This is a genomic window from Parafrankia sp. BMG5.11 (assembly GCF_004337455.1).
Map to the genome: position 1 here is coordinate 21,720 of NZ_SJXI01000082.1, position 17,592 is coordinate 39,311.

General features: G+C 70.0%; 19 protein-coding genes. 9 read left to right on the forward strand and 10 right to left on the reverse strand.

Features of this window, described 5'->3' with window-relative positions; translation table 11 throughout:
* Nucleotides 1–2 precede the first annotated feature (2 nt).
* The 5 genes from E0504_RS40530 (at nucleotide 3) to E0504_RS40550 (ending at nucleotide 2,973) form a co-directional block, all read left to right on the forward strand.
* Nucleotides 3–440, forward strand: a complete 438-nt coding sequence (locus E0504_RS40530; protein WP_018501672.1) for a hypothetical protein — start codon at nucleotides 3–5, stop codon at nucleotides 438–440.
* A gap of 441 nt (nucleotides 441–881) precedes the next feature.
* On the forward strand, nucleotides 882–1,478 hold the full coding sequence (locus tag E0504_RS40535) for a DUF6529 family protein (RefSeq protein ID WP_112107979.1): 597 nt from the start codon (nucleotides 882–884) through the stop codon (nucleotides 1,476–1,478).
* A gap of 11 nt (nucleotides 1,479–1,489) precedes the next feature.
* Nucleotides 1,490–1,945, forward strand: coding sequence for a Rieske (2Fe-2S) protein (locus tag E0504_RS40540; protein ID WP_112107980.1), 456 nt, complete (start codon nucleotides 1,490–1,492; stop codon nucleotides 1,943–1,945).
* 12 nt (nucleotides 1,946–1,957) lie between these two features.
* Nucleotides 1,958–2,575, forward strand: a complete 618-nt coding sequence (locus E0504_RS40545; protein ID WP_112107981.1) for an FHA domain-containing protein — start codon at nucleotides 1,958–1,960, stop codon at nucleotides 2,573–2,575.
* A 47-nt stretch (nucleotides 2,576–2,622) separates the two neighbouring features.
* The gene (locus E0504_RS40550; RefSeq protein ID WP_112107982.1) at nucleotides 2,623–2,973 is read left to right on the forward strand and encodes a metallopeptidase family protein; all 351 of its coding nucleotides are present in this window, start codon (nucleotides 2,623–2,625) and stop codon (nucleotides 2,971–2,973) included.
* Between the two features lie 33 nt (nucleotides 2,974–3,006).
* Here the strand turns inward: E0504_RS40550 and E0504_RS40555 are convergent, their stop codons facing one another.
* The gene (locus E0504_RS40555) at nucleotides 3,007–4,551 is read right to left on the reverse strand and encodes a toll/interleukin-1 receptor domain-containing protein (protein ID WP_112107984.1); all 1,545 of its coding nucleotides are present in this window, start codon (nucleotides 4,549–4,551) and stop codon (nucleotides 3,007–3,009) included.
* A 253-nt stretch (nucleotides 4,552–4,804) separates the two neighbouring features.
* On the opposite strand from E0504_RS40555, the gene E0504_RS53745 reads away from it, so the two are divergent.
* Nucleotides 4,805–5,437, forward strand: coding sequence for a hypothetical protein (locus E0504_RS53745; RefSeq protein ID WP_131626972.1), 633 nt, complete (start codon nucleotides 4,805–4,807; stop codon nucleotides 5,435–5,437).
* Nucleotides 5,438–5,474: 37 nt separating this feature from the next.
* On the forward strand, nucleotides 5,475–6,062 hold the full coding sequence (locus tag E0504_RS40565; RefSeq protein WP_112105147.1) for a GNAT family N-acetyltransferase: 588 nt from the start codon (nucleotides 5,475–5,477) through the stop codon (nucleotides 6,060–6,062).
* A gap of 33 nt (nucleotides 6,063–6,095) precedes the next feature.
* Here the strand turns inward: E0504_RS40565 and E0504_RS40570 are convergent, their stop codons facing one another.
* Nucleotides 6,096–7,040, reverse strand: a complete 945-nt coding sequence (locus E0504_RS40570; protein ID WP_020464290.1) for a hypothetical protein — start codon at nucleotides 7,038–7,040, stop codon at nucleotides 6,096–6,098.
* A 155-nt stretch (nucleotides 7,041–7,195) separates the two neighbouring features.
* On the opposite strand from E0504_RS40570, the gene E0504_RS40575 reads away from it, so the two are divergent.
* On the forward strand, nucleotides 7,196–7,432 hold the full coding sequence (locus E0504_RS40575; RefSeq protein ID WP_131626974.1) for a hypothetical protein: 237 nt from the start codon (nucleotides 7,196–7,198) through the stop codon (nucleotides 7,430–7,432).
* A 185-nt stretch (nucleotides 7,433–7,617) separates the two neighbouring features.
* Here the strand turns inward: E0504_RS40575 and E0504_RS40580 are convergent, their stop codons facing one another.
* From E0504_RS40580 to E0504_RS40605, 6 genes are all read right to left on the reverse strand, one after another.
* On the reverse strand, nucleotides 7,618–8,781 hold the full coding sequence (locus tag E0504_RS40580; protein WP_112105148.1) for an SCO2521 family protein: 1,164 nt from the start codon (nucleotides 8,779–8,781) through the stop codon (nucleotides 7,618–7,620).
* Nucleotides 8,781–9,797, reverse strand: coding sequence for an SCO2522 family protein (locus tag E0504_RS40585; RefSeq protein ID WP_083391422.1), 1,017 nt, complete (start codon nucleotides 9,795–9,797; stop codon nucleotides 8,781–8,783). The genes E0504_RS40580 and E0504_RS40585 overlap by 1 nt, the downstream gene beginning before the upstream one ends.
* Before the next feature lie 5 nt (nucleotides 9,798–9,802).
* Nucleotides 9,803–10,723 carry an SCO2523 family variant P-loop protein gene (locus E0504_RS40590; protein WP_020464293.1) on the reverse strand — a complete coding sequence of 307 codons (921 nt, stop codon included), beginning with the start codon at nucleotides 10,721–10,723 and terminating at the stop codon, nucleotides 9,803–9,805.
* A 13-nt stretch (nucleotides 10,724–10,736) separates the two neighbouring features.
* Nucleotides 10,737–12,569 (reverse strand): SCO2524 family protein, encoded by a 1,833-nt coding sequence (locus tag E0504_RS40595; RefSeq protein WP_071067104.1) that lies wholly within the window; start codon nucleotides 12,567–12,569, stop codon nucleotides 10,737–10,739.
* Between the two features lie 34 nt (nucleotides 12,570–12,603).
* Nucleotides 12,604–13,407, reverse strand: coding sequence for an SCO2525 family SAM-dependent methyltransferase (locus E0504_RS40600; RefSeq protein ID WP_131626976.1), 804 nt, complete (start codon nucleotides 13,405–13,407; stop codon nucleotides 12,604–12,606).
* Between the two features lie 298 nt (nucleotides 13,408–13,705).
* On the reverse strand, nucleotides 13,706–14,224 hold the full coding sequence (locus tag E0504_RS40605; RefSeq protein ID WP_020464296.1) for a GNAT family N-acetyltransferase: 519 nt from the start codon (nucleotides 14,222–14,224) through the stop codon (nucleotides 13,706–13,708).
* A gap of 622 nt (nucleotides 14,225–14,846) precedes the next feature.
* Here E0504_RS40605 and E0504_RS40610 point away from each other — a divergent pair.
* Nucleotides 14,847–16,307, forward strand: coding sequence for a mechanosensitive ion channel domain-containing protein (locus E0504_RS40610; protein WP_131626978.1), 1,461 nt, complete (start codon nucleotides 14,847–14,849; stop codon nucleotides 16,305–16,307).
* A 108-nt stretch (nucleotides 16,308–16,415) separates the two neighbouring features.
* Here the strand turns inward: E0504_RS40610 and E0504_RS40615 are convergent, their stop codons facing one another.
* Both E0504_RS40615 and E0504_RS40620 read right to left on the reverse strand, forming a co-directional pair.
* Nucleotides 16,416–16,721, reverse strand: coding sequence for a GlsB/YeaQ/YmgE family stress response membrane protein (locus tag E0504_RS40615; protein ID WP_200835189.1), 306 nt, complete (start codon nucleotides 16,719–16,721; stop codon nucleotides 16,416–16,418).
* A 146-nt stretch (nucleotides 16,722–16,867) separates the two neighbouring features.
* Nucleotides 16,868–17,500 (reverse strand): hypothetical protein, encoded by a 633-nt coding sequence (locus tag E0504_RS40620; protein WP_235013714.1) that lies wholly within the window; start codon nucleotides 17,498–17,500, stop codon nucleotides 16,868–16,870.
* Nucleotides 17,501–17,592 lie beyond the last annotated feature (92 nt).

Here is a 17,592-nt window from a genome sequence, read left to right on the forward strand (position 1 = left end):
AAGTGACGGAAGCTCAGGCCGTCGACGCCTGGACCGGCTCGCCCATCACATGGGAAGAACTGCGCACCGCGGTCGTCGGCAACAACGGTGTCTATCGGATCGACATGGCAGTCCTGCGCGAGATCGGCGGCTACGGCCGGCTCGGCACCAATGTACGGCAGATCCTCAGCCGGAAACTCGCGGGAGTGGGCCTCGGCCACCTCCCCGCCGAGCTGCCGTCCTACCAGGACAAGCAGGTTCTCCTGTACCAGTACGGCACCCCGGCGGCGGAGATCGTCGACGCGCTCAGCGAGGGTGCGACCGACGGCGCGGAGTCCGCGCTGCTCCGGTTGAACTCCTCGCAGGACCTCGCCAAGGTGCGGGACGCCTCGATCAAGGCGGTCGAGCTCCTGTCGATCCTCAGCGAGCGGTGCAAGGACTGCCAGGGTCCGCTGCACTGACGCCGGCCGCCCGCGGTAGGGCGGGGCAGGGCACCCGGGCACCCCCGGAGGTCCGCTCCCGGTCCCTCGGTCAGCATCGGAAGGTCACGACCCGAGCGTGACGTCCGCCGGACGGGTCGGAAGGGCCGGATCGGCCCGTCCGGCCGGGAGGACCTTCCCGCCCCGTATGCACGCGCGGCACACCCGCGCACACGAGCACGTCAGCCGCAGACGCAGACCGTTCCGGTCGCCTGTCGGCACCGCCGCCCACCGCCTCGCCTGCCGGCACCGCCGGCCAGCCGCTCGGCCCGCACCTCCGGGTCCTTCCGGAAACCTCATTCCGCTTTCCGCCGCGACGGCGCTGTTCCGCCGGCGGGCTGTCAGCCGAGCGACGAAGCTAGACCGCACCCCCCTTTTTGCTGCATAGTGCGCCGAGCGGGAATGTTGGCGAACGGGGGGCGGATGGCGCTGGGTACGGAAAGTTCCGGTTCGAATACGGCTCGGGATAGCACACGCACGCCTTCGGGGGGGCTCGGTCTCGCCGTCGCGTTGTTGACCGGAGTGGCGGTCACACTGGCGCTGGCGGTCTACTCGAAGACCCACGACCCCGCCCGTAGGCCGCTGTTCACCCTCGGTTTCTCCGGCATGCTGCCGATGAAGGCCTGGCTCACCACTGCCGCGGCCGTCCTCCTGTTGGTGCAGCTCACGACCGCTCTGTGGATGTGGGGGCGGCTGCCCGGGGCCGGCCGGGCACCCGGCTGGACGGCGCCCGTCCACCGCTGGAGCGGCACGGTCGCGTTCGTGCTGACGCTGCCCGTCGCGTTCCACTGCATCTGGGCCCTCGGATTCGCCAGCAGCGATTCTCGCGTGCTCGTGCACAGCCTCGCGGGGTGTGTCTTCTACGGCGCCTACGCGGCGAAAATGCTCGGCCTGCGGACGAAAAAACTTCCGGGATGGGCGCTGCCGGTACTGGGGTCGGCGGTTCTCCTCTCCCTCGTCGTGCTCTGGCTGAGCGCGTCGCTGTGGTTTTTCACCCGTACCGACATCCCGAAATTCTGAGGAAGGCCGGCATGACGCAGGAAGCTCCGACCCGGCGCGTGGTCGTACCCGGCCTCATCGTGACCGCGGCGGGTGCCGCCGCCGGCTACGTGGTGGCCTCGGGCAGTAGCGCGGCCGACCCCAAGCCGCCCGCCGCCGAGGCCAACGCGGCGGGGACAGCCGCGGGCGGGGGCGACACCGCGACGCCACTGGCCAACCTCGCCGACATCCCCGCGAACGGCGGCCTGGTCCTCGAGGACGCCAGCATGGTCCTGACCCGGGACGGCGGGAACGGCGTCAAGGCGTTCACATCCGTCTGCACGCACCAGGGCTGCAACGTCAGCTCGGTCGAGGGGGGGAAGATCATCTGCCCGTGCCACGGCAGCAAGTTCGACGCGCAGACCGGTGCTCCCGTCGCCGGGCCGGCCGGCGAGCCGCTCGCACCGATCCCGGTGACCGTGCGCGACGACGCCGTCTTCCGCGGCTGAGAAGGGGAGAACATGGACCTGAGCACCATCCGGGTGACCACGGCCACGGGAACGGTCGAGCTGACCCCGGACCGGTCCTACGTGATCGGCCGCAGCCGCGAGGCGGACATCACCGTCCAGGACACGAAGGTCTCCCGCCGGCACGTCGAGCTCGCCCCGGGCCCGGACGGCTGGACGGCGCGTGACCTGAGCACCAACGGCGTCTGGAGCGAGGGGGCGCGGGCGAAGCAGTTCGCCGTCGACGGCGAGATCCGCATCCGGCTGGGCGGGCTGAGTGGTCCGGAGGTCCTGCTCCGGGCGTTCCGGCCGGTCCAGCGCCCGCCGGCCGCCGCCGCGCCGCGGCCGAAGCTCGACAACGCCGATGCCGAGACCATGCTGGCCGGGCAGGGCCGCCGGCCGGTCCCCGGGCAGGCCGCCCCGCCCGTCCCGGCCGCTCGGACGCCTGAACCAGTGGGTGCCGGGGCCGGCTCCGCCGGGGCCGGGGCCAGCGCTGGCGCTGGTGGCGGGGCTGGAGCTGGTGGCGAGGCCGCGCCGAGGCCCGCCCTGAGCGGTTGGCTGCGCGCGCTGCCGACCCTGGTCTGGCTCGCCGCCGTGGGATTCGCCCTCGGCGCCCTGGTCGCCCTCTCCTGACACCCGGCCGTCCTGCCGCGCCGGCGGCACCGCGCCGGCACGGCAGGATGGGAGCCGTGGTCACCGTCAGCCCGGAGCGGTTCGAGGAACTGGTCGTCGCCGCGTTGGACAGCCTGCCGCCCGAGCTGGGACGACGGATGCGCAACGTCGCCGTCCTCGTCGAGGACGACTCCGCGGACGGCCTGCTGGGCCTCTACGAGGGAATCCCCCTCACCGAGCGGGGCGACTGGTACAGCGGCGTGCTGCCCGACCGCATCACGATCTACCGCAACCCGATCTGCGCCATGAGCGCCACGGAGGCGGACGTCGTGCGTGAGGTGCGGATCACCGTCGTCCACGAGATCGCGCACCACTTCGGTATAGGCGACGACCGCCTGGACGAACTCGGCTGGCACTGAACCACCCGGAACGTTCAGCACCGCCCGGAACGGTCAGCTTTCTCCTGGGAACTGGGGCGGGTCCTCCGAGCGCTTGCGCCGCCCGCTCAGCGAGGCCGCGACCTCCTCCAGAAGGTGGTCGCGGGCGGCATTCCGATCGTCCCGCAGACTGGTCAGGTCGATCGGCGTGATGCCCTTGAGCAGGCCGTCCGGGCGGCACGGCCGGACCACCACCGGGATCAACCGGCGCTCGACCCCGCCTTCCCCACCCCCGCTGCCTCCGTCGCCGGCCGTGTTCCCGTCACCGGTGCCGTCGCTCTCCCAGGCCGCCTGCCACTGGGCCTGAATCTCCCTGGCCGCGGTCAGGTAGCTCTCGCTCAGCACCGCGATCGTCCGAGTCGAGTACCGGACCGCGTCGTGCCACTCCGCGACGCGACCCGTGCCCGCCACCATGTCGAAGGCGTCCAGGTGCACCTTGTACTTCGCGGTCTGGAGCTGATGGGCGATCCACTGGCCCCAGTCCTGGTCGGCGTCCGTGCACGAGATCAGGAAGTCCCACCTGCCGGTCGTCGCCTCGGGCACGGACAGCTGTTCGACCGCCATCAGACGGGCCTCCTCCCCCGAACCGGCCGCGCGGGCCGCGTCGGCGTTCCCACGCCCCGCGATCCACGCGACGCCCTTGTACTTCTCCGTCTTGACCTCGACTCGCACGAAGTCGTCCGGGTCGAGCCCGCGCAGCCGCTCACTGACCGTCGACTGGTAGATCGCGTCCGAGACGATCAGTGCGGTGTCCAGGGCGTCGGACTTTCTGAGGACTTCGCGCAGTTCGTCGGCGTCGACCAGCCTCGCCGTGTTGATCGCGGGCGTGCCGGCAAGGCCCGTGCCGTCCACGAACGCCCGACCCTCGTGCACCGCGATGCGCAGCCGGATCCGGCCGGTGCTGTTGCGGGTGCTGTTGTACCTGCCGAGGTCGATCCGAAGCTCCCGGGTGAAGTCGGCGACCACCGTCTCGGCGGGTATCCGGCCGTCGACGATCAGCATGAATCCGTCACCGCGGTCGTTGAAGTGCATGAACTCCGCCGGAATACCCGCGGCGGCCGCCGCCCGCGCCGTGACGGCGCTGATGCCCCTGCGCCACTCCAGATGGACGAGCGCGCCGTTCTTGCTGAAGCTCACCGCGTCGACCACGACGATCGTCCCCAGGACTGAGAGCGGACCGGGTGAGCCGGACGTGCCGGAGCTCCCGAAGGGGTCGGCGACGCGACCACTCCTGGCGGAGGTGCCCGTCACAGCGGCGGCGCTCCCGACCGCGGCCGGGGAGCTGGACGACGGGGCTCCCACCGAGCGGCGGAAGATGTCGTTGCCGGGATACTCCCTGGCCGCGAAGGCCAGGATGCGGTCGGCGGCGTCGGGCCCGCCCCATCCCGACGCCACCTGCTCACCCACCGCTTGCCAGAAGTCCCGGGAGGTGGTGCTGTCCCAGCTGGGATGGCGTTCGCGGTCGATACCCGCGAGCGCCAACAGCAATGTCGCGGAACGCTGCCGATGGTAGACCCTCGCCAGTTCACCCAGCTCGGATTCGGAAAAGGACTTGGCCATGGACTCCCCGTCCGGCTCGTGCATCGTATGCCGGTGCCTGCTGCATTCCGACGCCCACGCGGACCCTCCGGGCTACCCGCCGAACGGCGTCGACCACAATCGTAGTGCGCCGACGCGGGCAGTCCGGCGCCGTACCTCGGTGCGGCGCAGCGTCGAGGATGCGACAGTCACATCGCGGATCGTCCGGCGCCCCGGAAATCGGCGCGTGCTGACGACCGGTGACGGCGGTACTGGCGAATGGGAGGCACTCCGAATGCGACGCGAGCCGAGAAGCCTTCGAAATACGGGATCGCTGGCGGTCGTTCTGTTCGCCGGCCTCGCATTCGCCCTGACGGGCTGCGGCGGCGGGAGCGCCCCACCCGGGGTCGATGGCCCCGTCGGCGCGGCGGCGGTTCCGCCGCCGGGCGCGGAACACCGCGGCAACGCCGGCGGCTCGGATCCAGGTGACTCGCGTCCGGGCGGGACGGATCCGGGCGGGACGGGGGCCGCCGCCGGCGGGCCGCCGTCCGCGGGCGGGCCGGTCGTGGCCGGGGTGGTGGTCGACGGGGCGTGGCGGGGAAGCTATGCCTGTGCTCAGGGAACCACCGGTCTGTCGCTGCGGATCGCGGGGACCGGCCCGGCCGCGCTCACCGCGACCTTCGACTTCTACCCGCTGCCGGAGAACCCCACTGTTCCCCGTGGCTCGTTCACCATGACCGGTTCCGTTCAGGGCGGTCAGATAAGGCTCGACGGTCACGAATGGGTCAGCCGCCCCGCCGGCTACGAGATGGTGAATCTCACGGGCACCCCGAGGGCCGGCACGCCCGACCGCGTCGAAGGCAGCGTCCGCGGGGTGGGCGGATGCACGGGATTCTCAGTCGAACGCGCTACCCCCGCGGAGAGCTGACGTCCCATTTCGGTGCGTTCACGGGCAGGATCGGTATGTGCGGACACGTCGGGCAGCGGATGGCGACTGGCCGGCCATCTGGCCGGTCTGGGAGGCCGTCGTCGCCGAGGGTGAGACGTGCATGTGGGCACCGGGCACCGACGAGCGGAGCGCGCGGGGCCTGTGGATGTTGCCGGCACCCGCGCACGTGCTGGTGATGGAGGTCGAGGACGGCCCCGGTTCGACCCGTGTCGTCGCGACGGCGCTGCTCACCCCCAGCCAGCCGGGCCTGGGTGACCACGTGGCGCTGGCCCAGCTGCTGGTCGACCCGACCGTGGTCAACTTCGGCGGGGGCGCGTTCGGCCCCGGCGGCTACGGGACCGACCTGGCCAGCAGCCGCGGGGTCGGCCGGGCGGCCGCCGAGGGCATGGTCGACTACGCCGCCGACCTCGGCTACCGCGCGATGCAGCTCAACTCGGTGGTCGCCGCGAACACCCGGCTGGTGGCGCTGTGGAGATCACTGGCGTTCCGGGTGATCGGCACCCTGCCCGCCGCGTACCGCCACCCGTGGCACGGCGACGTGGACCTCTACGTCATGCACCGCTTCCTCCCACCCGGCAACCCCGCGCCCCGCGTACTCGCCTGAGCGGATTGGCGGATTGACTGCCCCCGGTCGACGTCAGCTCGCCGAACGCCGGGCGGCCTCGTCCGCGGCCGCGGCCGCCTGCGCCTCGGCCCAGATCTCGTTGAACAGCGCGATGCGCTCACCGATGCGCGTCCGGTCGAACTTCAGGTGGGTGCTCGTGATGCTGGCGCCCTGCAGGGCACCGACCTCCACCTCGTAACTGACCTCGTCATCGAAGAGAATGAAGTCACGGAACGTCTTGCGCCAGCCCGTCCCGCCGCTGCCGAGCTGGTCGCCGCCGGGCACCACGACACTGTGCACGATGATTCCCGCGTTACGCTGATCCTCACAGATCTTGACGAAATCCGAATTGCGCCGGATCTTCTCGCTGTTGAGGATGAAAACCCGCCGGACGCTAACGCCGCGACCCACTGCCTCCCGCTGCGCCGCAAGATACGCGCGGCCCAGCTCACTCTTCCAGAATCCGTCGCTGAAACTGCGTCGCCCACCGTCGGCAGCGGTGGTGCTGGTCGCCGAGATCGTCCGCTGGGCTCCCCGGGTGAGCGCCAGGATCCAGTCGCGGTCCTCTCCCTGGCAGGTCGCGGAATCGCCCTCGAGGCCGCGAAGAAGCTCGTTCATGGCCCGGATCTCCTCGGCCACGAGCCGGCCCAGAACGGGCGACGGGGGAACGAACTTCGCGGACCGCTCGACCAGCCCGCTGATGGGCCGCGCTCCGGGGACAGCCGCCTCGACGGCCGAGCTCTCCAGCGACTCCAGCAGGCGTACGCCGCGGTCGACCCGGTCCAACCGCCGCTCGAACCCCGAAAGGCGCTCGGCCTGCGCGTCCGCGGCCGCCTCCACTTTGCTCTCGACGTCTACCAGGTGCTGAACGACAAGGACGACACCGCCGATGAAGACGGAGAGCATCATTGTCCAGGTCATCTCTCCGTCGAGTAAATAGCTCAGCAGAAAAGTAGCACCGCCGGTCGCGACCGCCACCGCAACCTGCCTGATTATCCTGACCACAGACACTCTTCCCTTCCTCTCAACACGCCGTAGGAGTGTTTCCGAAGCTCCAGCGAACGCCTTCCTCGGCCGGTGTCCGCCCGAAATCCAGGAGGAGCTGGCTTCTAGTCCGGCGAGGAGCACCCAAAATGATCGAGACTGATAGCGGCATCCCAGAGACGGGAGGACTGAGTCGATCGTTCCCGCATATTAATTGGATTGGAGCGGATCTTCATTGTCAAGCCTTCGACACCACTGCCCCCACAACTCACTTCTTCATCAAAAACATGAAATTGTCCGGAATCGGGCCCGGAATTTCCGCGCCGGACGGCTCCGCCACCCCGCCCACGTCAACCGCCCAAACCTCCACCCCGGCACGCACCTGAGCATGACAAATCCTTACGCTGCGCTACAGGTACGACGCCGCCTGGATGGACAGCAAGAATGGCCACCCAGGCGATCTCCCCACCGAGCAGAAAACCCGGTAGAAACACGGCGCCCCCGACGGCGACCGCCAAGCCGAACCATCCGAACGCCGCGCTCACCTGCACCTCCCCCTGTTCGACCTCGGTCACGCGCCGACGGAGTCCTCCTCAGCTCCCGCCTGGCAGACGCCCGCGACCCGTGCCAAGGCGGACAGGCTCGACGACGACTCGAGTCCTGCCAGCGCGAGCTGATCCCTGATCCGCCCGACCAGGCTGGACCACTCCCGCGAGAAGCCGGGACGTCTTTCCAGCGCGGCCCACACCTCGGCCAGCTCCTCGGCGACCCTCGCCCCGGGCATCCACAGGTGGAGCAGGTGATCGATCACCGGACGGAAGCGCCGCACCACCTCCTGGGCGGAATCAACCCCGATCCGACTGTTATCGAGCAGGGACTCCACCGTGGAAAGCAGCCAGTCGTGAAGGGCGAGGTCCTCGCACGCGGCCACGACGTCGGACGGATCGCATCTCCCGAGCCGCAGCCGCAGCGTACGCAACGTTTCATCCTGGATGGTGAACTCGACGCTCACCGGTGAGACGGAAGCAGCCGGCTCGCTGTTCCGGTGAAACGACTCCGCCGACCCGGTGGGGACCGAGGGGAAATCGGAAATCCTCCGCTGCGCACCCAATAATTGTGGCAGCACGGCCGAATCAGAAGACCGCCAGGTGACGGCGAATCGTAGTTGCGTTCGGCGCGCCCGCAACGAGGTGACTCGGTCGATACCCGGCCTGCGCTGAACGCGGCTGAGCAATCGGCTGCTGACCGCGCCAAGATCGAGGGATGCCCGGGTCTGTGTTGTCAGGAATCCCGCAGCCAGGTCGTCCGCGTCAGTGCGCCCAGCGACCTCGATTATCCCCGGGTTCGCCACATAGTGCGACCACGGCAGTCTGCGCTCGCCCGCGGCTCGGGTGAGCCTGGCCCGGGTGGAGGCCTGCAGGACTGTGCCCCCGGTGACGGACGCTCGGGCCACGGCCGTTCCCGCACCGTCTGCTCTGGTGCCCGAGATGGTGGCGAGCGGGCAGTGCACGCCCACCCGTACGTCGGGCGAGAACGCATGGGCGACGGGCCTGGTAGCGCTGCGGACCCGGCCTCCCGGCACGATGTCCAGCAGCGCGGCGACGGTGGTGGCGCCGACGCGGTGGGAGTTCTGCAGCAGGGTGGTACGGACCTCGCCGACCAACATGTCCAGCTCTTCGGCGAGCTCGCGCGCCTTGGGCGCCCTCGGAACAGCCGTCGCCTTCGGAGCGGCCATCAACGGCCCAGAAAAAAGTAGGAAAGACGGTCCGCGGGCTCAGGCGGCAGCGCGATGCCCTCGGCTCCCGCACGACGTTCCGTGGCCGAGAGCGCTGCCGAGTCGACCCCCACCTGGCCGAGGATCACGCGCACGGCGTGCTCGACCGGAAGGTAGCCGGTATCGAGCACGGAGAAGGTCCGGTAGGCGCAGAAAGGCGCAGGGGCCGGGGTTAGGCGGCCGATCGATGGGAAGTCGGCCCAGCGGTCCGGCAGGTCCGCGGGATCGACCGTCACCGGGCGGACCACCGTCTCGCCACCGGCCCGCAGCAGGCCCAGTCGCAGGAGCTGCCACACCGCCGCCAGAAAGGCGCACGACCAGGCATGGTGCCCGCGGTGTTCGCTCCACAGCTCCACATCGAGGAAGACCGAGTGGCGGCGCGAGCCGTTTTCCGTCGGCGGCTGCCAAGGCTCCGCGACTCCCATCGCCCTTGTCCCGGTGGTGGACGGCGAGCGGGCTCCGTTACACAGCCAGCCAGTCTCGTTCAGCGTCGGACGCGAGCCGTTCGCCCCGTAGGGCGGGTCCGCGACGAGCGCTCCCTCGACGATGCGCGCCAACGGTACGTTCTCGGCGGCGGCGCACGCCGACTCCCGCGCGATGTAGTCGATGACGATGTCCTGGGCTCGCGCGGCGGCGAGCAGCTGTGGCACCACTGCTGCCGGCGGCGGCATCTTCCCCTGGTCGGAGTAGTCGTCGACGAGCAGGCAGGTGCTCACCCGGGGGGCCCGGCCAGCACGGGCGGCGCCACCCGCGCCGCCGGCGAGCGAGCCCAGCCGCGGCCGGTCCACCCACGGCGCTATCCGCCGGAAATGCTCCGCCAGTACGCCGGCGCCGCCCGCCAGGTCTTCCGGGTAGAAATGGCCGAGTTCCACCGACAGATGGGCCAGCGGGACCTCCACGGTGCGCTCGACGGCGCTCGTCTCACGGAACACCGCGGACCCGGGCACGGTCGTCGGCCCGCCGGAGAATGGTTCCACGTGTGTCAGAGCCCCTCCCACGCGCTGTCGTCTGTCAGGCGCTTGGCGAGGTCCTCGAACGCCTGTCCGGTCTCCTCGTTGGCGATCCGCGTGGTCGAGATGTCGTCCTCGACGATGATCTGCTCACGCCACTGCAGGACCGGGTCGAGCGGGATCGAGCCGAGCATTACGCTGCGGCCGAGGCGCAGCTTCGCCGCCAGCTTCTGCAGGTCGGTGTTGTACGACTGCAGCCACACCGACTGTTCCGCCCGCAGGACGGCCAACTGTGGTGAGTCTGGTTCGAGCACGGCGGTGCGGACGAACCGGATGGTGTCCTCCAGCTCGCGGCGCCTGTGCCCGCGATCCATCCCCGTCTCGAGGATGCCGTGCGGGCCGAACACCAGGCCGGCGGCGGCGACGATGTGCTGGCGCGTCCACCGGTGGAACACCAGCCAGCGCGCGGTCTTCTCAGCGAGCGCCGGGTCGGCCGTGGCACGCAGCACCAGCTCCGTCGCGTACGACCGGCCGGCGCTGAGGTCGACGAGGGTGAGCTCGAACTCCTCGTCGAGGCGCAGGAACAGATCGCTGCACCGCCGGGCCATGGTCGCGTCGACGGGGAACTCCCCACCGCCGGAGTCACCCGGCAGCAGGGTGAGCCTGCCGGCTCCGAGCGGTCTTGCCCGCGGCCCGCCCAGCTCCGACTGCCCCCAGACGTCCAGCTGGTCCACTTCGGCCGTCCGCCCGGCGAGGTATTCGTGCAGCCCGCCGCCGGTAGCCGTGCCCTGCCCTGCCGCCTCCACACCGAAGATGGCGCCCGCGGTAGGCGAGCCGAAGTCGAAGTCGAGATAGCAGACGTCGCTGCCCTGCATCGCGCGTCGATAGGCGACGTTGCAGCTCGTCACGGAGCGACCGGTGCCGCCTTTGTCGGACGTCGCAAATATGATCATCGGAGCCGGGCCCTCAGGCTCGCCGGGCCATGGCGAGCGCGTCGAGATCGCGCAGCGCCGCCTGCACGATCGCGATCGACGTCGCCGGCTGGCGTTCACGCAGCTCACGCGCCCGCTGCAGGTTCGCCCCAATGCCGTGCAGCTGGGTTCTGGCCGGGACGGTGGATGTCGGAGACTCCCGCAGCAGCTCGGCTGTGTGCAGGTGGTCGGCCTCGGCGAGCATGTCCAGCGCCAGGTCGGCCAGCCGGGCGCTGTACGGACGCGCGACGGAGACCGCCGCGACGGTGACGAGCGCCTCCATCACCCGCTCGGTGAAGTACCAGGACGGCCCCTTGTCCGTCGGCGACAGCTTGAACAGGCTGATGTCATCCCACAGCCCGGCGCCGGGACCGTCGGAAAGCTGACGGAGCCGCACGTGACGGTCCCAGATCTCGTCCGCAAGGCCGACCAACCGATCTCGCAGCGCGCTGTCACGAGTGACGGCCGCGGTCCGCGCCACCCGCTTGAGCAACGCGGTCGAGAAGTCCGCCACCGGCCACTCCATAGCCGGCCCGAGGTCCTCGGCGCCGGTGAGCGGGAGCCGTACCCCCGGGACGTGCAGCTCGATCGCGGGCTCGCGCAGCCTCGCCCGCCTGGTGACCCGACCCCGCACGGCCAGTTCCGCCAGGACGTCCGCGATACGCGCGATGTCGACGTCCCGGGCTCGCTCGGTGGCCAGCGCCTCGATCGTGATCGAGGCCGCGAGCAGGGTGTCGTAGTCCGTCTCAGGCCCCTCGTCCGCAGGGTTCGCGCTCCGCCAGGGAACCTCCTCGACGGGCCAGCGGGACCGGCCGAGGCGCGCGATGGTCGACCAGTAGAGCTGCGCCAGGTTCGAACGCAGCTGGAGGGCACCCACCAGGCCCTCCTGATCCGGGTTGATCAGGCCGAGCTGTCGGGTGCGCGCCGAGAAGAGGTCGGAGATGCCGTCGAGTGCGACCACCGTGAAGTACAGGGAGGGCTTCGCCTGAGCGACACCCGGGGACTGGTCGACCACGACGCCCGTGCCCGCGTCGACCGGGGGGGCATCCCGGATGATGCCCCAGGACCAGCCGCACTCGAACAGCACGCTGTCGTCGTCCACTGCTTCGGCGGACAGTTCCACACCGAGTTTCAGCTCGCGCAACGAGGTACGGGCCGGGACCAGCGCGTCGCGGACCTCGTCGAGGACCTTCTCGGTCGACTTCCCTTCGGTGTTGACCAGGTCGCACAACGCCCGCCCCTCCTCGGAGTAGGCCGCGAAGGTCCGCACCGTGAAACTACGCAGAATTCCCACCATCGACGCGGTCAGCCGGCGCGATGCGGCCTTCTCCAGCTCCCGCATCTCGGCGAGCAACGCGTCGCGCCGCACCGTCGGCCGGAACTCGCGGACGAAACCGAGAATGGCGAGTGACAGCGTGATGGACATCGAGAACGAGTCGACTATCTCCAACGCGCGCTGCTCGGGGGTGAGTGGCTCGCCCTGGCCGACCGGCTGAAAATACGAACCGCCGGAGAAGACCGGCGCGCCCCGCTCGTTCGTATACCGCTCGAGATACTCACTGAGCGCCCGCACCAGCACTTGCGGGATCTGGCGCGCATCACCGATGCGTTCCAGCGCCACTCGCACGTCCTTGGCGGTCTCGTCCGGCTTTACGATCTCCATCCCGGGCATCTGGTACGACGGGTACATGAGGCAGAGCAGCTGTTCTGCGTCGCTGGTGGAGTTCGACTCGGCCCGGCCGCTGAACTTCCATCCGCCGCCCTGGTACGAGTACTCGGCGGCGGCCTCCCACATCTCCAGCAGAAGCTGCCTAGGTCGGATATCCAACGCCGTCCCCCTTCTTCCTCGACGTCCGGGCCCGCTAGGCGTCCGCGGCCGTGGTGGAGCCGTCCGGCTCCCGTCTTCTCGTACGGCCGCGGACGAGGACCATGCTTTCGTATCCCTCGCGCAGCATCTCGGCACCGACGAACCGGTCCGCCTTCACATCGGTCGCCGTCGCCTCAAGGCTTTCGACGATGTAGTCCATCTTCAACGAGACCGCCGGGAAGCGGATGTCGCCGACCTCGTACCCTCTGGAATTCTCCATGTATGCCATCGCGAAGGGCGCGCCGGGCATAAGCGCGTCGAGGAAGCACCTGGAGGCGCGGTGAAAATCTTCCCTTTGCTCGGAGATGGAACACGCCACGAAGAACATCGTGCCGATGTCCCACCTGGAGCGGGGTAACTCGAAGACGCTTCCCTGTTCGACCACCACCCGTTCCGCCAGCGCCCGGCGCGGGTTATCCACACCGAGGTAGGCCCGTTCCTGGGTCAGCACCTTCCAGAACGGGTCCCAGGCGGTGCCGTAGGACCGGACCTCGTTCTCCAGCCACGTGACATTGCTGGCGGAATGCTCCCGCAGGGTGATCCGCTCGCACCAGGGCAGCATCGACAGCGCCGGATAGAGGTTACTGCCGGTGCCCACGTCCAGCCCGTTGAGCGGGCGATCGGCGGCGGTCGCCGCGGCCGCGGCGAAGGTCGCGAAGAAATCCCGGACGCCCTCGAGGATTTCCTGGTCGTCGTCACGCAGGACGGCGTAGTTGTGGGCGTGGTACAGGTCGGGATCGAACTCGTCCCACCGCTGCCCGGCGTTGCCCATCGGGTTCTCATTTTCTTCTACGTGCACAGCGGCTCCCACGAATTGCGCGCGTCACTGTTCTGAACCGGGCCACAGTCGGGCCGGACGGCGGCCGAGGGCCAGCAAGAGCGGCCACGAGCAGGCGTACACACGCTCCGCGTGGCGGCGGGCCGCCCACAGCCGACCGCGGACGGCCCGCACCCACGGCCAAACATCGCGGCAGCAGGCGCCGCGGCGGACACAGAGCGGCGGCGGCGAAAGGGCGTGGGAGAACAGTGGTCCGCCTGGCGCTCCCGAACAGACCGGGCTCGGCTACCCGTCCAGGAACGGGTCGGTGCCGTTTCGGTCAGTGCGTGGCAGAGCGCGGCACGTGACGGACCGTGTCCGCGTCGCCCTGCGGATTCCGGTCCAGGTTGAGTTCGAACAGAAGGCGCGGCTCGTCCGCTCCGTAATAGCTGTCGACGTCCGCAGTCTGCTCGAAGCCCAGTGAGCGGTAGAGGTGTATCGCGACCGGGTTGTCGCGTGCCACAGCGAGGCGCACCCGCTGCACACCACGAAGGTAGAGACTTTCGAGTGTTTCCAGCGCCAGCAGGCGGCCGACACCCTGGCAGCGGCGGGAGCCGTCCACCCCAAGGGCCAGGAAGTGGGCGAGATCCGTTTCGGCATCGGACCCGGAACGCACGGCTATCGAGTACCCGAGCAGCTCGCCCGCCTCGTCTGCGACGAGGATCTCCTGCTGGTGGACGTCGAAGAGCTGGCGAAGGACGAACTCGGGGTACGCGAGCCGGCCAAAGATCTGCCGGTCGATCCGGCTGAGCGCGGAGAGGTCCGCCTCGACGACCGTCCTCACCTTGACCGTGTTCACGGCTCGCCCCTCCTGGATTTTCCCGGCCTGTCGACATGCCGGCCCGCGGGAGACAAGAGCGCGAACCCGTCGACCTGAGACGGCCCATGGACCATCCAGTACTCCCGCTACCCCCGCGGCCTTCCGGCATTCGGTGCGCCACGCCTCGGCGGAGGGCCGCGCTTGGAAGACTACCGCGCAGGTCGGAGGCGTCCTCGGCGGGCACGAAGGCGCCTGGCGCTGACCCAACCGGATACGACGGCATACAACGATGATGCCTCACTGGATGCGCACAATCCGTAAAACAGATGACTTCCAGCCGACATATAGTCACCGCCAAATGGCGGGATTAGCTGCTTTAAAGCAACGGGGCGAACTTTTGACAAGAATTGGAGGCCGCGGGCGGCCAAGGGCGGGCCCGGGGACGGCTGAGAGCGGCCGGGGGAGGGGCCGAGAGGGAGGCGGCCGGGTTGACCGCGGTGAGGCCGTCGATCGACGTCGCCGGTCGAGCCGGCCCCAGGCCCGCGGCGGCCACCCCGGGCCGGTGCTCCGCCAGCGAAGCTGTGAAGGGCGTCACCTGGTCAGACCATGATGAAACGGGCACTGGTTCGGGAAACGCACCCGATTCGAAGGAGCTTTGCCCGTGGCGGACCGGCCTGCGCTCGACCCGTTCTCCAGCATGGACACCATGGATGGCACGGATTCCGATCTCGCGGTACTCGTGATCATGGCTGGGGCGGCCGTCATCGGCTACCTGGCGTCCCTGCTCGTACACCGGATCCTGCGGCGGATCGGTCGGCACTCGCGGATTGTGGAGGATCTCGCCGAACGGGGGCGCCGGCCCGCCCGGCTCACGCTCGTCGTTCTGGGGCTGCTCATCGCGGCGAACGCGACGGTGGAGCAGTCGTGGACGCCGGCCACCATCCGCGTGCTCGGCCTCGCGCAGATCGCCGCGCTCGCGTGGGTGGTGGGCGTGCTGGCGTTCGTCGTGGAGGACCTGGCGCTGTCGCGCTACCGGATGGACGTCGCCGACAACCGGCACGCGCGGCGGATCCGTACCCAGGTGATCCTGCTGCGCCGGATCACCGTCGTCGTGATCACTGTGATCGCGGTCGCCTCGATGCTGATGACCTTCCCGAGCGTGCGGGTCGCCGGCGCGAGCATCGTGGCGTCGGCGGGCGTGGTCGGCATCATCGCCGGGCTCGCGGCGCAGACGTCGCTGGCGAACGTCTTCGCCGGGCTGCAGCTCGCCTTCACCGACGCCATCCGGGTCGACGACGTGGTGGTCGTCGAGGACGAGTGGGGCCGGATCGAGGAGATCACCCTCACCTACGTGGTCGTGCACATCTGGGACGACCGGAGGCTGATCCTGCCGTCGACCTACTTCACCACCAACCCGTTCCAGAACTGGACCCGCCGGGAGTCCGCGGTGCTCGGCGCGGTGGAGTTCGACCTGGACTGGTCGGTGCCCGTCGCCGACATGCGGACCGAGATGCACCGGATCGTCGAGAGCACCGACCTCTGGGACGGGCGGGTCAGCGTCCTGCAGGTCACCGACGCGGTCGGGGACCACGTACGGATCCGGGTGCTGGTGAGCGGGAACGACGGGCCGACGGTCTTCGACCTGCGCTGCCATGTACGCGAGGCGCTGGTCGACTGGTTGCGGCACAACCACGCGGCGGCGCTGCCGCGTACCCGGATCGAGATCGACGCCACGGCGGCCGGCGCCCGCGCCGGAGTCCAGGGCGGCGCGCGTTCCAACGGGCACCGCGTCGAACTGGGCAAGGCCGGCCTGGGCCAGGCCAGGGCCGGCGAGGCCGAGCGGGGCAGGGCCGAGCCGGGCACGACGGCCGCCCAGCCGGAGGATCTCTCCGATGCCCGGCTCTTCGCCGGCAGTGCCGAGGCCGAGGAGCGTTCCCGTGCGTTCAGCGAGACCGGCGAGCACTCCCCGGCCGACAGCTCCGGCCTGGTTGACGGCCCCGGCCCGACCGACGCCCCCGGCCCGACCGACGGCTCCAGCCCGACCGACGGCTCCGGTCTGACCGCTCCCAACCCCCGCGAGGCGGACGGCAGCCACGCGCCTGACCGCCCCTCGTCGAGGTGAGCCGCCGGTAGGCGGACACCGAAAGGGCCGCTGCCCCGAGATCTCGGGGCAGCGGCCCTTTTCCGTCGTCAGGCGCCAAACCGCTGTCAGTCGCCGGCTCGCCGTTACTTACCGGCGGGCGTACCGACGGCTGTGCGAGGTGCGGGAGAGGCCACGGCCGTTGAAGGCCCTCCACAGCGCCAGAACGATGATCGCGCCGATGATGGAACCGATGATGCCGGACGACTGGAGCGCGCCTTCACCAATGTCCTTGTTGAACAGGACGTAGCCGAGGAAACCCCCGACGAAAGACCCGACGATGCCTACGGCGATCGTGCCGAGAATTCCGATCGGATCCGGGCCGGGGAGAACCAGACGCGCGACCGCGCCGGCGATCAGACCGAGCAGGACCATGACGACGAGGAAAGTCAGCATCAGTGGTTTCTCCTTTACCGAGGTTGTTGGCAGCTTTTTGCCCCGCACCGGAACTCGCAAACACTTTGTCCGGCGAGAACCGGATCCACCGCTTTGCGGATGCTTTCAGCGCCCACGCCGCCGGACCGGCTCGGCACGAAGCCGCCTCAGCTGCCGGACTTCGCCGCCTTCGTGGCCCGGCGGCGGCGCACCGACCGCCGGAGCAGGAGCAGCACGGCGCCACCGAAGACCGCGCCCCCGGTGGCACCGGGATGCCGGCGGGCCTGCTGGCCGGCCGTCCGTGCCGCCTTCCCGCTGGAGGCCGCCGTACGCTCCGCGGCGGCCGCGACCTGCGGGTGCTGCTCCATCTGCTCCCTCACGGTGCCGACCGCCCGGTCCTTCACCTCGACCGTCTTCTCCGCCGCGGAGGCGAGCGTGGGGTTGTGGCCGACCTTCTCCCGGACCGCGCCCACCGCCTTCTCGGCCGCGTCGCGCGTCTTCTCGGTGGCGGAGGCCACATGCGGCGCGAGCCCGGCGGTCATCTCGTTGAACCTGCGGCGGATGTCGGCACCCTCCGCGTCCTCGGTGACCGCGGCTCCGGCTGCGGGCACGGTATTCGCGGCACCAGGAACGGTGTGCGCGGTATCCGGGGCGGTGTTCGCGGCACCAGGAACGGTGTTCGTGGCACCAGGAACGGCGGCCGGCACGGCGGCCGGCACGGCGGCCGGTTCGGGCGCGGCCACGACCGGCGGTCGGGGGCCTGTCAGATCGGTACGCGGGGGATTCATGCCCTCGTTCATCTTCTGGTTCTCCTCGGCAGAATCGGGGACTCTCGCGTGCCTGAACGGATGGCGACTTCTGGGTTGCCCGCACGCGTCCTGCCGACGAACTA

Coding starts and splice junctions, on each gene's coding strand:
- E0504_RS40575 (WP_131626974.1), top strand. CDS start 7,196: ATGATCGAGACTGATAGCGGCATCCCAGAGACGGGAGGACTGAGTCGA.
- E0504_RS40545 (WP_112107981.1), top strand. CDS start 1,958: ATGGACCTGAGCACCATCCGGGTGACCACGGCCACGGGAACGGTCGAG.
- E0504_RS40555 (WP_112107984.1), bottom strand. CDS start 4,551: ATGGCCAAGTCCTTTTCCGAATCCGAGCTGGGTGAACTGGCGAGGGTC.
- E0504_RS40620 (WP_235013714.1), bottom strand. CDS start 17,500: ATGAACGAGGGCATGAATCCCCCGCGTACCGATCTGACAGGCCCCCGA.
- E0504_RS53745 (WP_131626972.1), top strand. CDS start 4,805: ATGCGACGCGAGCCGAGAAGCCTTCGAAATACGGGATCGCTGGCGGTC.
- E0504_RS40590 (WP_020464293.1), bottom strand. CDS start 10,723: ATGATCATATTTGCGACGTCCGACAAAGGCGGCACCGGTCGCTCCGTG.
- E0504_RS40535 (WP_112107979.1), top strand. CDS start 882: ATGGCGCTGGGTACGGAAAGTTCCGGTTCGAATACGGCTCGGGATAGC.
- E0504_RS40540 (WP_112107980.1), top strand. CDS start 1,490: ATGACGCAGGAAGCTCCGACCCGGCGCGTGGTCGTACCCGGCCTCATC.
- E0504_RS40580 (WP_112105148.1), bottom strand. CDS start 8,781: ATGGCCGCTCCGAAGGCGACGGCTGTTCCGAGGGCGCCCAAGGCGCGC.
- E0504_RS40550 (WP_112107982.1), top strand. CDS start 2,623: ATGGGAGCCGTGGTCACCGTCAGCCCGGAGCGGTTCGAGGAACTGGTC.
- E0504_RS40615 (WP_200835189.1), bottom strand. CDS start 16,721: ATGCTGACTTTCCTCGTCGTCATGGTCCTGCTCGGTCTGATCGCCGGC.